Here is a 15,494-nt window from a genome sequence, read left to right on the forward strand (position 1 = left end):
GGGCGACAGCAGTCCGTAACCGTTAAAATAGCAGTGGAGAGGTTACAGAAATAAAAATGTAACCGCTCCACTGCTATTTTAGTGGTTACATGCAGATGCCAGCACCCGCGCCTGTCTTTAATCTCTACGAACTTACTTCGACGACCGGCGTCGTCCTCAGTGCGCTGCGCCGAGCAATCAGCATCACCACCCCACCCACAACCATCGATCCGATCGCCGCCATCTGGGCGTTGCTCATGCCCCAATACAGCTTGGGATTGATGCGGACGAACTCGACCAAAAAGCGACCCAGTCCGCTCAGAATGAGATACAGCCCGGTCAGCCAGCCGATAGGACGGAGCTTGCTGCCCAGTTTCCATAGCAGCCACGCCAACGCCAAGCCGAATAAAAGCTCGTAGATCGGAGTCGGCTGCACCAGCGCATTCGGCGGAGTAGGAGGCACCAGCGCATTCTTCGCCATGTGAACTCCCCACGGCAGCGTGGTATTGATTCCGTAGTCGCCATCGCCCGAGGTGAGGCAGCCGATGCGGCCTACACCGTAGCCAATGGCTGCCGCTGGCGTCGCCAGATCGAGCATCCGCACCGAAGCGAACCACTTCTTCGCGCCGCTCGGTTTGGCCTCCCAGCCCTGCCACATCAGCATGGCGATTCCAGCGGTGAGGCCGCCGAACCATGCAAAACCAGCCTGAAACCAGTGCAGAAAATCGACCAGAATATCGAGCGGATGGCCCCAGCCGGGAGCCACGATCTGTGCCATCGCCGCGCGAAGCTCGGAGACGTTCTCCAACTCGTGCCAGGCTTTAGCGCCGAGGATGCCTGCGATCACGACGAAGGCCACGACCGTCAAGGCGTCGGCATCGACTTTATTTCGCACAAAGTTTTTGTGCAGCACTACTGTCGCTACAACCGCGGCTAGCCACAACAACAATCCAAACGTGCCCAGATGCACTGGGCCAATATCAATATAGGGATACATACGCCTCGCTGGTTCAAGTATATCGACCCTTTCCCTAATGCCCTATTCGCGCTAACCTGACGATTATGGCCAACAGTTTTCCTGCTTTTCCCCATGCCTCCGGAATGGAAGTCCTCTTTTCGAAATCTCAGATCGCCGATCGCGTTCACCAGATCGGCGAGCAGATCTCTGCTGACTATGCCGACACCTCCATCGTCCTGATCGGCGTCCTCAAGGGCGCGGCCATCTTTCTTTCCGATCTTGCACGAGCTATTAAGGTGAACAACACCTTCGATTTTGTCGCGGTCTCAAGCTACGGGCCTGCCAAGATTTCAAGCGGAGTCGTCCGCCTTATCAAGGACATCGACAATCCTATTGAAGGAAAACATGTAATTTTGGTCGAAGACATTCTTGATACAGGACTTACGCTGAGCTATCTGCGCGGCATGATGCTGCAGCATAAGCCGGCTTCGCTGAAGATTGCGACTTGTTTGGATAAGCCGGAGCGGCGGCTGGTGCCGATTGAGGCCGATTACGTGGGGTTTAAGATTCCAAATCAGTTTGTAGTGGGTTATGGCATGGACTATGCCGAGCACTACAGGAATGTGGAAGATATTCGGCTTTTTCCGGAAGAGGCTGTTGGGCATTAATTTGTGGCTTGTCTGGAAGGCGCATAGGTCGGGCTTTCAGCCCTTGAATTTCCTGCCTTTTAGGTTTCATGGGGCTGCGCCCCATGCTGGTATAGACCGCGCCTTCAGCGCGAAGTTCGTTCCTTTCGCTCATCCTCGATGAATCAACGGCTTTATCCGAAATTACACTCCAGGGCAAAGCGAAATACAGGGGTCTCTCCACTGCGCTGCGCTCCGGTCGAGATGACGTGTATTTGTGGGGGAAACGGCACTTGGATCGAGTAAAACGCAGATTCCCTTCGGGAATGACAAACAAGAAAAAGCCGCACCCGAGAGGAATGACAAACAAAGGAATCTACGCCTGAGAAGAAGTAGCTATAAGGCCGAATTCCGCTGCCAGCAACTCGTAGCTTCGCAAGCGGGTGGGGTGGTCCCAGACGATCGTATTCACCACGATCTCTGCGATGCCGAGGGCGTCCGCCATGTGTTCGAGGTTGGCCTTCACCTTTGCTGGAGTGCCTGCGAAGTAGCGCGGCCATTCTCCGGACTCGGTTGTGGGATTTCCAAGGAGCTTCAACTCGCGCTGGGCGTCTTCGGGAGAGGCGATGGGGCTGCGATCACCCTGGCGGATGCGCCATTGCAGCAGGCGGACGCTGGTGGCCAGGTAGTCGGCCTCCTCCTGCGTAGGGGCGCAGATGGCTCCGACGGCTACCATTGCTTCTGGTTCGGAGCGGTAGCGGCTGGGGGTGAAGCGGTGCTGATAGGTCTCGATGGCGGCGCGGGAGGACTCGCCGCTGAAGAAGTGGGCGAAGGCGTAGGGCAGGCCGAACTCGGCTGCGGCGGAGGCGCTCCACAAGCTGGAGCCAAGCATCCAGACGTCGGGACCGCCGGGCATCTGCGGTGAGACGCGGATACGAGCAAACGGGTGTTGCTGGGGAAAGTCCTGCGCGAGGAAGGCGAGCAACTCGCTGACCTGATCGGGAAAGTCATCGAGCATCTTGGTGCTGCGGTCGCGCTTGAGGGCGAGGGCTTCCATGGGGCCGCCGCCGGGAGCGCGGCCAATGCCGAGGTCGATGCGGCCGGGATAGAGGGCGTGGAGAGTGCGGAAGACTTCGGCCACCTTCAGCGGAGTGTAGTGCGGCAGCATGATGCCGCCGGAGCCGAGACGAATCTGCTTTGTCTCCGCGCCGATGCGGGCGAGCAGAATCTCCGGCGCCGTGCAGGCGAGGGTGTCCATGGCGTGATGCTCGGACATCCAGAAGCGATGGTAGCCGAGCTGATCGACCTTGCGGGCCAGTTCGACGGAGTTTTGAAGAGCCTGTGCCGGGGTGCTTCCAGCGGGGACGGGTGATTGGTCCAATATAGAGAGCTGTAAGGCCTTTGCCATGGGTATTGGATGGTCTCGAGGTGCTGAAGGACACATTGCTGCTTGTCTGCGTTGGTGACACTCTATCCTTATGAGCGTCAATGAGATGTCGCGGTGATACGGCATACGGCTTCCACAGGCGATCTCCGGCCAGTTTTTATCCCGGTATGATAGAAATTACGCGGCAGGGAGACTTCCCCCTTTGCCGAAGGAGCATGATTGAGCACCTTGTCTATCGCTGAACCCCTCCCCAGTGGGCCTGAGCACTTCGACGCGGCAGCGTTTGCCGCCCATACCCTTTCTTCTTCGCAGAATCTTGCGGCAGTGCTGGACCATACGCTCCTGAAGCCGGACGCCACGCGCAGCCAGGTGCTGCAGCTTTGCCATGAGGCCGCCGAATATCGCTTTGCCTGCGCCATGGTCAACCCGACCTGGGTCTCGCTGGCGGCAGCCGCGCTGAGCGGCACCGGAATTCCGGTCGGCGTTGTGGTTGGATTTCCGTTGGGAGCGACGCTGTCGAGCTCGAAGCGCGATGAGACCACCCGCGTCATTAAGCAGGGCGCGCATGACGTGGATATGGTGCTCAATATCGGATTGTTGAAGTCCGGGCAGACCGCCGACTATGAGGCGGTAAAGCAGGATATTCGTGGCGTGGTCGAACTGGCCCATGCGGCTGGAGCGATTGTGAAGGTGATCCTTGAGACCTGCCTTTTGAGCTTTGAAGAGAAGCTGCGCGCCGCCGATCTGGCGTTGAGCGCGGGAGCGGATTTTTTGAAGACCAGCACAGGGTTTTCGACCGGGGGAGCGACGGTAGACGACATTGCTTTGCTGCGCGGGCAGGCCGGACGACGGGCTGGCGTAAAGGCTTCTGGAGGCATCCGGTCGCTGGCCGATGCGACCGCGATGCTGAAGGCGGGAGCCTCGCGGATTGGGGCCAGTGCCAGCGTGAAGATCATCGCTGAACTTGCCGGTGGGGTCGCTTAACCTGGCAATCAGGAAGGCTTAACACTGATTTACACCGATGACACCGATTAGAAACAGGTTCGGCGCTGCGTCCTGCACCAAAGTTGAAACTCCACTTCCCCTGACTCACCGTAGTATCATCGCCTCTTCCCATGCCTACCGCTGACAAGCCGCGCCGAACCACTCCCCCCGCTGCGCCAGCGCCGGTTGAGACCCCGCAGCACCAGTTCGAAGGAGACTACCGTCCCACGGCGGAGGAGGGCGCTCCCGTTGCACGGCCTACGAATATTCGGGTGGAGCCTCTGCAGGTGGATTTTCTCCACAATATCGCGGATGCGCTGAACTCCACGCTTGACCTGAATACGCTGATGCACCGGGTGGCCGACCTGGTCCGCGCTGTCATCGACTATCGGATCTTTGCGATCCTGCTGGTCAATGACCGCACCAACGAACTGTGGATGCGCTTTCAGACCGGACATGCTCCCGAGGTGGAGCGCCTGCGCATCAAGATTGGGCGCGGAATCATCGGACAGGCGGCTCTGCAACGCAAGTCGCTGCTGGTGGACGACGTATCCAAAGACGAGCACTACATCAGCGCGAACCCGAATGTGAAGTCGGAGCTGGCGGTGCCGCTGCTGGTGAAGAACAAGGTCATCGGCGTGCTCGATATCGAGTCGGAGACGCTGGGGTACTTTACGACGGAGCATCAGCGGCTGCTGGAACTGGTGGCCTCGCGCATGTCGATCGCGATTGAGAATGCGCGGCTTTATACGCGGGTCTCGCGACAGGCGCAGACGTTGACGGTGCTCAATGAAATTTCGCGCGAGATTACGAGCATCCTCGACCTCGATGACCTGTTGGAGCGCATCGGCCAACTGCTCAAGCGCGTCATCGACTTCCAGATGTTCAGCATCCTGCTGTGGAACGAGCGCACGCAACAGTTTGAGCATCGCTTCTCCTCGCGTTACGGGGAACGGATCACCCGCGAACGCACGATTGCGCTGGGACAAGGGATCATCGGGATCGCCGCGCAGCAGAGGGAACCGCTACTCTCCCCCGACACGCGGAAAGATGCGCGCTATGTCGCCGAGAATCCCGAGACGCGCTCGGAGTTGGCGGTGCCGCTGCTGAACAAGGGGCAGGTCATCGGCGTGCTGGACCTCGAACATACGCGGGTCAATTACTACAACGAAGACCATCAGCGAACGCTCTCGACGCTAGGGGCGCAGGTGGCTATTTCAATTGCCAATGCACGGCTCTACCAGCGCATCCACGAGGAAGAACAGCGCATGGAACGCGACCTGGAGATGGCGAGGAAGGTGCAACTGAGGCTGATGCCTTCGCGCCCGCCGAAGCTGGAGCGGGCCGAGATTGCGGTGCAGTTTTTGGCGGCGCGATCTATTGGCGGCGATGTCTACGACTTTCTCGACTACGGCTCGCCGGGGATGCCCGCACGAATCGCTCTCGCCGTAGGAGATGTCAGCGGTAAGGCCGCTCCGGCGGCACTGTATGCTGCGCTGGTAAGCGGAATTCTGCGCTCGCTGGCTCCGCAGCAGCTTTCGCCTGCCGCAATGCTGGCAGCGCTGAACGATCAGTTGCAGGAGCGCAAGCTGGCCTCGCAGTACGTGACCATGCTGATGGCAGTGTGGGACGACTCGAACCAGACGCTGCAGATCGCCAACGCGGGATCGGTGCAGCCGGTGTTCGTCTCGCGCACGTCGGAAGGCGTGACGGTGAAGACGATCAAGGCCGAGGGCTTTCCCCTGGGACTCTTTCCCAACGTCTCTTACGAGGAGTTCACGCTGTCAACGCAGCCGGGCGACATGATCGTCTTCTTCTCTGACGGTATTCCCGACGCCGAGAACGCTGACGGGGAGATGTTCGGCACCGACCGTCTGCGGCAGGTGCTGGAGTCGCAGGTTGAGCCGACGGCGGCATCGACGGTTGAGGCAATCCTGAAGGCTGTTTCGGACTTTCAGTCCGGCATCGAGCACTTCGACGATGAGACCGTGGTGGTGCTGCAGGTTCGTTGATTTAGTGCTTGTGGGGCAGACGAAAAACAAATACAGGGGTCTCTCTACTGCGCTTCGCTTCGGTCGAGATGACGTACTTCTGGGGTGAGGAGACCTGTGATTTCAAGACGGCGCGGGGTTGTCTGATCCCTATAGCTATTTGAGTGCTTCGAGCGCCTTTTGAGCTGTCTTCGCGTTATCGCCGCCGGGGGAGAGCTTGAGGTACGCGTTGTATTCAGCCTTCGCCTCGTCCGTCTTCTTCATCTTCTCTGCAGCCTGGGCGAGCGAGAAATGGGTCTCGGCATAATTAGGCTCGGTTTTAACCGCGTCTTTGCTCCGCAGATAAGCCGCCATATAGCTGCCGCGGTTGAGGTAGAACTTGGCGACGGTGATGTCTTCGTCTACGCGCTCGTCAGGGGTTTGGAGATCTTTGACCTTTGGCAGCCTGCGACGAGTGGGCGTCGGAGTGGGCGTGTCCGGCGTATCCGCCGTATCGTCGCCGCTTGAACTGCTACTGGAACTAGAGCCTGAGCTCCTATCCGGACTGGAACTGCTGGGGGCTTCGCCCGGCATGTCGGGAGCAGCCTCTGTGGGGAACGGGTGCGCGGCAGAGGCTGCGGGATTGGGGGCGTTGGTCGCGGGAGTGGCAGGAGTACTCGTTTCGCCGGGAAATGGGAACTGCGGGGCTGGCGCGGGAGACGAGGGCTGTTGCTGGGAAGAGGGTGCAGGCGCGCAAGGCGTGGCGGCGGGCTGGTTCGCCGGACAGGGCGCAGAGGCGGCTTGGGCCAGGCACGCGGCAGTGGAGAGTGCCGTGGCGGCCAGCAAAAGTCGGATTGAAGTGCGCGCGGACATCAGTTGATCGTTTATTTCTCCTAACGCTTTATAGATTACTTCTCCTGATGCTTTGACGATATGGCGGGAGGGTTTGTTATAGTCAGCATCGGGTGGTTGTGCCGCTTATTTTATTTTGATGGAAATCTTCTAACTCATGTCTAAAGGTCTCATTATTCGTTCTTCGTCGATTCATGCGGCGGGCTGCTATACGACGCGGAGTTTCAAAAAAGGGACTCGCGTGTGCGAGTACGAGGGACCGCGGTTTACGAAGGAAGTTGCCGACGACCGGTACCAGGATCGCTTTATTACCTACCTGTTCAGCTGCGGGGATGACGGCATGGTGATCGACGGCTTTGGTACGGCGATGTTCATTAACCACTCGTGCGATCCGAACTGCGAGACCGAGGACCATGAGGGGCGGGTTTACGTTGTCGCCATTCGCAATATTGCCGCTGGAGAGGAGCTGACGTATGAGTACAATCTCTACGATAGCGACGACGCGGAGGCGGATTGCTACTGCGGCGCGGCGAAGTGCCGAGGGACGATGTTCAGCGATGCCGAGGTGAAGCGGCGTGCTCGGGTGGCGCAGAGATCGACACGGGCGGGGAAGCGGAACTGACTCGGCTGCGGACGATACAATAAAACCAGCGGCGATCGGGACGATCAAACCTGCGGCGACGAGAGCGCACTCATCATTTATGGCATATCAGGTTCTTGCAAGGAAATACCGGCCACAGCGTTTCGCGGATGTTGCGGGACAGGACCATGTGACCGTCACGCTGATGAACGCGCTGACCCAGGGGCGGATCGCCCATGGCTACATCTTCAGCGGACATCGCGGCATCGGCAAGACCACGATCGCGCGCATTCTGGCGATGGCGCTGAACTGCCGCAATGCAATTGGCAGCGAGTTGCGCCCAACGGCGGAGCCTTGCGAGGTGTGCGAGAGCTGCACCGAGATTCGCAACGGCAACGCTGTCGACGTGATCGAGATTGACGCTGCGACGAACCGCGGCATCGACGAGATTCGCGAGCTGCGTGATGCGGCACGATATCGTCCTGCGCGAGACAAGTACAAAATTTACATCCTCGACGAAGCTCACCAGATTACGGACGCGGCGTTCAATGCGCTGCTAAAGACGCTGGAAGAGCCGCCCGACCACATGATTTTTATGATGGCCACGACCCAGCCGGAGGACATTCCGCAGACAGTGCGGTCGCGGTGCCAGCACTTCAGTTTTCATGCGGTGAAGCTGGTGGACATTCTCGGCGAACTGCGCGGCATTGCGGAGCGCGAGGGTGTGGACGCCGATGAGGCTGCTCTTTCGTTGTTGGCCGAGGCTGGCGATGGATCGATGCGCGATGCGTTAAGCATCATGGACCAGGCGATTGCCAGTGCTCCGGTGCAGGACGGAAGACCAGTGCTCGACGCTTCGCAGATTCGCGAGCTGATGGGGACGGTTCCGAATGCGGTGTTTGAAAAGATTCTTGAGGCTGTGGATGGGAACCGCAGCGCCGAGGTCATTACAGTTGCAAACCAGTTGCTCGATGCCGGAAACAGCCCGGCCCAACTGGCGCGGCAATTTGTGCGTTATCTGCGCAACTGCGTGATTGCGAAGATCGCCGGGATTGGATCGGATGGCGCCGATGCCAATGGAATTTCGGGCGAGCTGTTGCAGATCTCCGCAGACGAGCAGCGGCGTGCGGGGCGTTCGGCTGCGCTGTTTGGTGAAGAGGAATTGACGCGGTTTCTACAGGTAATGCTGCGAACGTTTGATGAGCTGGGTTATCGACAGGAGCAGCGGTTTCACTTCGAGCTTGGGCTGCTAAAGCTTGTGCATCTGAGACGTCTTCTGCCGGTGGAAGAGGTGTTGAGCCAGTTCCCTGTTACAGGAAATGCCGGGCAGCCACGAACGCAGAGTACGTCGGCACAGGCGAGGGTCGCGGCTCCGAGTCCGGTGGCGAATCGTGTGATGAGTGCGCCTGCTGCTGCGCCAGTGATTGTGAAGCCTGCGTTCTCTCCATTTGAAGTGGACAAGAGCCGCAAACGGTTTGAGGGCGGCGATGCGGAGAGGCCTGCTGTGGCAACTCCTGCTCCTGTGCTTGCTGCACCTAAGCTAGTAGAGCCTGCACCTGCTGCGGTCAAGCCGCTTGAGGTCGCTGCTCCTCCTGTAAATGAAGTCGTATCTGTGGTGAAAGAAGTTGCGCCTAAACCAGTCGTCGAAGCTGTGCCTGAACCGCCCAAGGTTGAAGCACCGTCTGTTGATATTGCGACTTCGGCTGCAACTCTTGATGTGAGTTCGCCGCAGGAGTCTGCGGAGTTGCAGCGGGTTGCTACCGAGGCGCTGGCGAATGCGAAGAGTCAGGGTTCGGCGGCGGATGCGCTGGCCGATGCCGAGTGGAGCATCGAAGGCAGCGAGCTACGAGTGCAGACGGAGCTGTCGAAGACGATGCTGCCGATGGTGGTCAATGCCGAGGCAGAGAAGATTGTTCGTGCCGCGCTGCGTGAGGCTGGCTCTGGTGCGTTGAAGCTGGTGCTTTTGCCGGGAGCTGCAAAGGCTGCCACAGCCAAGAAGCCGCGCGCGGCGAAGTCCGGCAGCGCGCAGGCCAAGGCGATGGAGCATCCAATTGTGCAACAGGCGCAGAAGCTGTTCGATGCGGAGATTCGCAATGTGATCGATCTGCGCGAGGGGGATTAATGGATTTTTCCGATCTGGGCAAGATGAAAGAGATGATGGGCCAGGCGAAGCAGATGCAGGAGCAGATGGAGCGGAAGCTCTCTGAGACTGTGGTCGAAGCCTCGAGCGGCGGCGGTGTTGTCACCGTTCGGATGAATGGGAAGAAAGAAGTACTGCGGATCAAAATCGAACAATCCGCCATCGGCAGCGCGGGCAGCGATCTTGAGCTGCTGGAAGACCTGATTATGGCTGCGGTGAACGAGGCGGGACGACGCGCCGACGAGGCAATCAAGGCCAGCGTTGCCGGAATGATGGGCGGATTGAATCTTCCGGGGTTAACCTAAGTGGCGCAGTTTGCAGAGCCTATGACGCGGCTGATTGAGGAGCTGCGCAAGCTGCCGGGAATCGGCACAAAGAGCGCGCAGCGACTGGCGTTTCATGTGCTGCGCTCTCCGGCTGAGGACGCGGACAAGCTGTCGGCGGCGATTCGCGAGTTGAAAGAGCATCTTCGGCTTTGCTCGATCTGCAACAATATTACCGACGTTGACCCTTGCGTCTATTGCACAAGTACGTTAAGAGATCAGCGATTGATCTGCGTGTTGGAAGAGCCGACTAATATCGCGACCATTGAAAAGACGCGGAGCTACAGCGGGGTTTATCACATCCTGCATGGCACGCTATCGCCGATTGGCGGCGTTGGGCCGGAGCAGTTGCGGATTGCGAATCTGCTGGTTCGACTGCCTGAGGTCGATGAGGTAATTCTTGCTACCTCGCCTACGACCGAGGGTGAAGCGACCGCAGGTTATCTTGCCGGAGAGATACACCGGACGCGGCCTGAGGTGAGGGTGACTCGAATTGCAACCGGCGTTCCGGCGGGGAGCGATATTGAGTATGCCGACGAGGTTACGATGACGCGGGCCATGGAAGGTCGGCGGGAGTTCTGAAGCGGCTTAACACCGATTTGCACCGATGACACCGATTTAAAACAGGCAACTGCAACTGCTAATACAGGGGGTCTCTCCACTGCGCAGCGCACGATGAAACTGTGCGCTGCTTCGGTCGAGATGACGTGCCTTCTCTTCTCGTAGGAACCGTGGGAATTTTCTAGCTGCCTAGATTTGTGCCGGTCATCTCTTTCGGCTTTTCAAGACCCAGCAAGGTCAGGATCGTCGGCGAGATGTCGCGCAGGCTTCCGCCGGGGCGAAGGATGCGGTGATGGCTGGTGTTCAATTCGTCGTTGACGAGGATGAACGGTACTGGATTCGTCGTGTGCGCGGTGTGCGGGCCGCCGCTTGCGGGGTCGATAAGCATCTCGGCGTTGCCGTGATCGGCGGTGACGAGGAGCGATCCGCCGCGCTGTTTGATGGCTTGATAGATGCGGCCTAGTTGCGTGTCGACCGTCTCGACGGCGCGAATGGTGGGTTCGAGCTTGCCGGAGTGGCCAACCATGTCGGCGTTGGCGAAGTTGACGATGATGACGTCGAAGGCAGTGTCGTTGACGGCTTTGACCACAGCGTCGGCGATGCCTGATGCCGACATCTCGGGCGCGAGATCGTAGGTCGCGACCTTCTGCGATGGGATGAGTGCGCGGTCTTCGCCGGGGAATGGCTTTTCGATTCCGCCGTTGAAGAAGTAGGTGACGTGCGCGTACTTCTCTGTCTCGGCGACGCGGAGGTTGCGGAGGTTGGCCTGCGCCATAAGGTTGGCGAGAAGGTTGTCCATCGACTCGGGCTGGATGACGATGGGCAGCTTGAAGTTTTTGTCGTACTGCGTCATGCAGACGTAGTGGATGTTCTTGGGCGCACGGGAGCGTGGAATTTCTGCTTCGAGTTCAGCGGCTTTGGGCAGATCGTTGGCGTCGTTCGTTGTGAGGCCGCCGGGGACATCGCTGTTGCGTGCGAGGAGGCGAGTGACCTGGCGAGCGCGGTCGGCGCGGTAGTTGAAGTTGACACAGACGTCGTTATCGCGGATGAGGCCGACGGCGTCGCCACTCACATTCGTCACGGTGAATGGCGGGATGAACTCGTCGGTGATGTCGTTGTTGTAAAGCTCGCGCACGCGTGCGACGGCATCGTGATAGCTGCCGCCCTGCGCTGTGCCGGTGACCATAGCGTCGAAGGCTTGCAGCTCCTTCTCCCAACGGAGGTCGCGGTCCATCGCGTAGTAGCGGCCGGAGACAGAGGCTAGTTGGCCAACACCGATCTCACGGAACTGCTGCTGCAACGACTCCAGATGGCCGACACCGCTGTTGGGCATGGTGTCGCGGCCATCCATGAAGGCGTGGACGAAGACGCGGGTGAGGCCGTGTTTCGCGGCCATGCGCAGCAATGCGTAGAGGTGGCGCTGGTGCGAGTGGACACCGCCGTCGGAGAGCAGGCCGAAGAAGTGGAGGCCAGCTTGGCGTGATGCGGCGAGATCAAATGCATGCGTAAGAACGGGATCGCGAAAGAGGCTCTCGTCGGCGATGGCGGTGTCGATGCGGGTCATGTCCATGCGGACGATGCGGCCTGCGCCGAGGTTAAGATGGCCGACCTCGGAGTTGCCCATCTGGCCGTCGGGAAGGCCGACGAAGTGCTCGCTGGCGCGGATAAGGGTGTTGGGAAATTCGGCCAGCAGCTTGTCGTAGACGGGCTTGCGCGCAAGGGCGATGGCGTTGCCGTTGGTCTCGGCGCGGTAGCCCCAGCCGTCGAGGATGGTAAGAACGATCGGTTTGTTTGACATGGTTTAGGTCAGGATAACAAGAGTCTGCTGGGCTGAGTTGAGCTTGCGGTCGTGGAGGAATCATTTGGCGAGGTTTATGCGATTTGAGCTGAGAGGTTTTCCACAGGTGAATATTGCGGCTCGATGGGTTGCAAGCCCCGTGCTCAGCTCCCCACTCATCGACCCACGCCAATCTCACCGGCACAGTCGGATGCTATTCTGATCCGTCCCTTGGGCTGCTGCGGACCTTGCATCGAACTCACTCTCCTCGTCGAAAGGACTTCTTATGTCCAAGCCTCAGAGCTATAAGAACCACAAGCGCCGCTTTCCGCCCTTTCACTTCGTGCTGATGCCCATCCTTGTGTTTAACCTTATCTTCTCCATCTACGACACGGTCCACCGCTACCCCGCGCACAAATATCTTTTCCACTGGTGGATCGTCATGTCCATCGCCTTCCTGCTGATGGCACTGCTGGGCAGAATGCAGGCGGTCAAGGCGCAGGACCGCATCATCCGCCTCGAAGAGCGTCTGCGGCTGGCCACGCTTCTGCCGCTTGACGAGCGGGCGCACATCGGCGAATTCACGACGGCACAGCTTATTGCCCTGCGCTTTGCTTCGGACGCTGAGCTCCCTGCCCTGGCGCGGCGCACCCTGACCCAGAACCTCGAACCTAAGGCCATCAAGCAGGCCATCGAACACTGGCGAGCAGACGACCTCCGCATCTGAGCGCAGCGTTCTACGCAAGAGCTGAATATAATTTGCAGGGCGTTGCTTGCTACTCCCTTGCTTCGATGGATTAGAACTGAAATAATTCCCCGACTTTCAACCATGCCTTTTCCCAGGAGCAACCGATGGAACGCAGAGATTTTTGCAAGATGATCGCGGGAGCAGCAGCGGCGACGGCGGTACCTACGACGGCAGAAGCGGGGCAGGCAAAGCAGGAGGCTCCGGAGGTCTCGACCGAGGAGGCAGCGAAGGTTGCTGAGACGCCGTCGTTCAAGAGCTTCGACACCTTGACCGAAGACTATGCGACATTCTGTGCGACACCGGCGGCCCAGCGAGAGTTCTTCGAGCTGAAGGATGGGCAGTTCGTCAAGAACAAGCTGGATGAGGCCACCTGGCGGCCCGCAGAGTGGGGCAATCCGCCGAAGCTGCCGGTTCCTGGCGGGTCTTTGGACGGGGTGCCGATGACCGGGCCGATTGCGGGACTAGCTGGCGAGGGACCTTACAAGCCAGACTGGGATTCGCTACAGCAGTATGAGACACCGGAGTGGTATCAGGACGCGAAGTTCGGCATCTGGGCGCACTGGAGCCCGCAGTGCGTGCCGGAGTATGGGGATTGGTACGGGCGCAGCATGTATATCGAAGGATCGGACGACTACAAAAACCAACTCGCACATTATGGCGATCCGTCCAAGTTCGGGTACAAAGACCTGTGCGCGCAGTGGACACTGCTGAACTGGCAGCCGGAAGAGTTGATTGCGCGATACAAGAAGGCGGGCGCGAAGCTGTTTATCACGCTGGCGAACCATCATGACGGGTTCGACGCGTGGAACTCGAAGCACCATCCTTGGAACTCGGGCGCGATTGGGCCGCACCGTGACGTTGTTGGCGGATGGGCGGCTGCGGCGCGCGCTCAGGGGATGAAATTTGGAGTGACCGTACATCAGGCGCGGAACTGGTGGTGGTTTCAGACCTCGCATGGCGCGAACAAGGCCGGCCCGATGGCAGGGGCTCCGTACGATGGTCGATTGACGGCGGCCGACGGGAAAAATACATGGTGGGAGGGTCTCGATCCGCAACTGCTCTATGGCCCGAAGCACCCGCTGAATGCGCTGCCGGACATCTCGTATGTGAAGAACTTTTATGACCGGACACGCGACCTGATCGATCAGCATGACCCGGACCTTTTGTACTTCGATAACACGCTGTTTCCGCTAGGGTGGGGCGGGATGAATATTGCCGCGTACTACTACAACCGCAGTCTGCAGACGCATGGCGGGAAGGTGGAGGGCATCCTCAATGTGAAGGGCGTGCCCGACAATCTGGCAAAGGCAGTGGTAGCGGACTACGAGCGCGGGATCACAAGCAAGATCATGCCGTATGTGTGGCAGTCGGAGACATGCATTGGGGACTGGCACTACGACCGCAAGCTGTACGACAAGCCCGGCGAATATGGCGGGTATCTGCCGCCGAGAGATGCGATCCACTGGATGGTGGATGCGGTGAGCAAGAACGGAATCTTCATTCTGGACATTCCGGGCAGGCCGGACGGGACGATCGACAGCAAGGAGATCGCGGTTCTGGATGGGATCACGTCGTGGATGGGAACATACAGCGAAGCGATCTACGAGACCCGGCCATGGAAGGTATATGGCGAGGGGCCGAATGCTGTGACGGCTGGATCTTTTCAGGGTAAGAGCGTCACCAAGCTGGGGGAAAAGGACATCCGGTTTACGCGGAACAAGGCCAATACGGTTGTGTATACGATTGTGCTGGGCTGGCCAACGGCGGAGTTTGTGGTGGAGTCGCTGGGGAGCTCCGCGGCGACGAAGCCGGGCAAGATAACGAATGTTCAACTGCTGGGGACCGACGAGAAGGTGAAGTGGAAGCAGACCGCGGCGGGTTTGAACGTGACGCTGCCTGAGAGATACAAACCGCCGGTTGACTATGCGGCGGCGCTGAAGGTGCAGTTCACCTAAGCCAGATTGCAACCTCGCTCGCTGAGCGAGGTTGCAATTGGCGCTGGCTGCGCTGCCCTCGAAATAATAGGACTCGACCTGATAGTTAATGAGTCCCCACTTTCCCGATATCATTCATTTCATTAATTTCCAGCAAGAGCTTTCTCTGCTCTCGCAGCCTTCGCACGAAGAATGCGATGATCCAGATTCCGATCAGTGCGATGAATGGCATGACCGCACTGATCGGAAGGCTACTTCCCTTCGCAATTTTGCCCAGCACCACAATCAGGGCGCCAATAGACAGAATCACCGGCCCGAAAGACCACTGCAGGACTCTGCGCACGAGACGTTGCCGCTTGTCGATCTCGTGCCGATAGAACTCCAGTCCAGTGCTTAGAGTCGGATCGGGTGGCGGGCTCGCTGACCACATTCCGCGATGCAAGAGAAACTGTCCGGCAAAAGCCCAGGTAGTTGCAAGAACGAATACGAGGCGGGTGCCAATACCGGATCCTCGCAGAATGCCGAAAGCCGAGATCGCCACTACGATCAACGTCATGGCGATGCTCCCAAAAAGTTCGCGGCGCGTCTTTGATCTTGATTCATTTGCCTTCTGCTGAATCGTCTCTAACGTCATTTTCAGAGCCTCTGTAGGTTGTGTTTGCCAAATCTGTTTGG

The 15,494-nt window shown here is 58.9% G+C and carries 14 protein-coding genes; 9 read left to right on the plus strand and 5 right to left on the minus strand.

What is annotated here, in order from left to right:
* Nucleotides 1-124 precede the first annotated feature (124 nt).
* Nucleotides 125-976: a prolipoprotein diacylglyceryl transferase gene (locus GSQ81_RS00385; protein WP_158908781.1), complete on the minus strand. Its 852-nt coding sequence runs from the start codon at nt 974-976 to the stop codon at nt 125-127.
* A gap of 65 nt (nt 977-1,041) precedes the next feature.
* Between GSQ81_RS00385 and hpt the strand changes: the two genes are divergently transcribed.
* Nucleotides 1,042-1,605: a hypoxanthine phosphoribosyltransferase gene (hpt, locus tag GSQ81_RS00390; protein ID WP_158908782.1), complete on the plus strand. Its 564-nt coding sequence runs from the start codon at nt 1,042-1,044 to the stop codon at nt 1,603-1,605.
* Between the two features lie 334 nt (nt 1,606-1,939).
* Here hpt and GSQ81_RS00395 read toward each other — a convergent pair whose 3' ends face one another.
* Nucleotides 1,940-2,971, minus strand: coding sequence for an LLM class flavin-dependent oxidoreductase (locus GSQ81_RS00395; RefSeq protein ID WP_254059905.1), 1,032 nt, complete (start codon nt 2,969-2,971; stop codon nt 1,940-1,942).
* 198 nt (nt 2,972-3,169) lie between these two features.
* Here GSQ81_RS00395 and deoC point away from each other — a divergent pair, with 198 nt between their 5' ends.
* Together deoC and GSQ81_RS00405 are read left to right on the plus strand one after the other, a co-directional pair.
* Nucleotides 3,170-3,934 (plus strand): deoxyribose-phosphate aldolase, encoded by a 765-nt coding sequence (gene deoC / locus GSQ81_RS00400; protein ID WP_158908784.1) that lies wholly within the window; start codon nt 3,170-3,172, stop codon nt 3,932-3,934.
* Between the two features lie 131 nt (nt 3,935-4,065).
* A complete protein-coding gene (locus GSQ81_RS00405; protein ID WP_158908785.1) occupies nt 4,066-5,946 on the plus strand; it encodes a SpoIIE family protein phosphatase in 1,881 nt (626 codons plus the stop codon).
* Nucleotides 5,947-6,081: 135 nt separating this feature from the next.
* Here GSQ81_RS00405 and GSQ81_RS00410 read toward each other — a convergent pair whose 3' ends face one another.
* Nucleotides 6,082-6,777, minus strand: a complete 696-nt coding sequence (locus GSQ81_RS00410; protein ID WP_158908786.1) for a hypothetical protein — start codon at nt 6,775-6,777, stop codon at nt 6,082-6,084.
* 136 nt (nt 6,778-6,913) lie between these two features.
* Here GSQ81_RS00410 and GSQ81_RS00415 point away from each other — a divergent pair, with 136 nt between their 5' ends.
* From GSQ81_RS00415 to recR, 4 genes are all read left to right on the plus strand, one after another.
* The gene (locus tag GSQ81_RS00415; protein WP_158908787.1) at nt 6,914-7,378 is read left to right on the plus strand and encodes an SET domain-containing protein; all 465 of its coding nucleotides are present in this window, start codon (nt 6,914-6,916) and stop codon (nt 7,376-7,378) included.
* A 79-nt stretch (nt 7,379-7,457) separates the two neighbouring features.
* Nucleotides 7,458-9,458, plus strand: coding sequence for a DNA polymerase III subunit gamma/tau (gene dnaX / locus GSQ81_RS00420; protein ID WP_158908788.1), 2,001 nt, complete (start codon nt 7,458-7,460; stop codon nt 9,456-9,458).
* The gene (locus GSQ81_RS00425) at nt 9,458-9,781 is read left to right on the plus strand and encodes a YbaB/EbfC family nucleoid-associated protein (RefSeq protein WP_158908789.1); all 324 of its coding nucleotides are present in this window, start codon (nt 9,458-9,460) and stop codon (nt 9,779-9,781) included. Before dnaX ends, GSQ81_RS00425 begins: the two co-directional genes overlap by 1 nt.
* A complete protein-coding gene (gene recR, locus GSQ81_RS00430; protein WP_256369647.1) occupies nt 9,782-10,381 on the plus strand; it encodes a recombination mediator RecR in 600 nt (199 codons plus the stop codon).
* A 160-nt stretch (nt 10,382-10,541) separates the two neighbouring features.
* Here the strand turns inward: recR and gpmI are convergent, their stop codons facing one another.
* Nucleotides 10,542-12,158, minus strand: coding sequence for a 2,3-bisphosphoglycerate-independent phosphoglycerate mutase (gene gpmI / locus GSQ81_RS00435; RefSeq protein WP_158908791.1), 1,617 nt, complete (start codon nt 12,156-12,158; stop codon nt 10,542-10,544).
* 265 nt (nt 12,159-12,423) lie between these two features.
* Between gpmI and GSQ81_RS00440 the strand changes: the two genes are divergently transcribed.
* Together GSQ81_RS00440 and GSQ81_RS00445 are read left to right on the plus strand one after the other, a co-directional pair.
* Nucleotides 12,424-12,864: a DUF6526 family protein gene (locus GSQ81_RS00440; protein WP_158908792.1), complete on the plus strand. Its 441-nt coding sequence runs from the start codon at nt 12,424-12,426 to the stop codon at nt 12,862-12,864.
* A gap of 125 nt (nt 12,865-12,989) precedes the next feature.
* On the plus strand, nt 12,990-14,840 hold the full coding sequence (locus GSQ81_RS00445; RefSeq protein WP_158908793.1) for an alpha-L-fucosidase: 1,851 nt from the start codon (nt 12,990-12,992) through the stop codon (nt 14,838-14,840).
* Between the two features lie 85 nt (nt 14,841-14,925).
* Here the strand turns inward: GSQ81_RS00445 and GSQ81_RS00450 are convergent, their stop codons facing one another.
* On the minus strand, nt 14,926-15,375 hold the full coding sequence (locus GSQ81_RS00450) for a hypothetical protein (protein WP_158908794.1): 450 nt from the start codon (nt 15,373-15,375) through the stop codon (nt 14,926-14,928).
* Between the last annotated feature and the right edge of the window lie 119 nt (nt 15,376-15,494).

Origin of the sequence: Granulicella sp. L56 (assembly GCF_009765835.1) — a bacterium.
In the GTDB taxonomy this organism is placed as follows: domain Bacteria; phylum Acidobacteriota; class Terriglobia; order Terriglobales; family Acidobacteriaceae; genus Edaphobacter.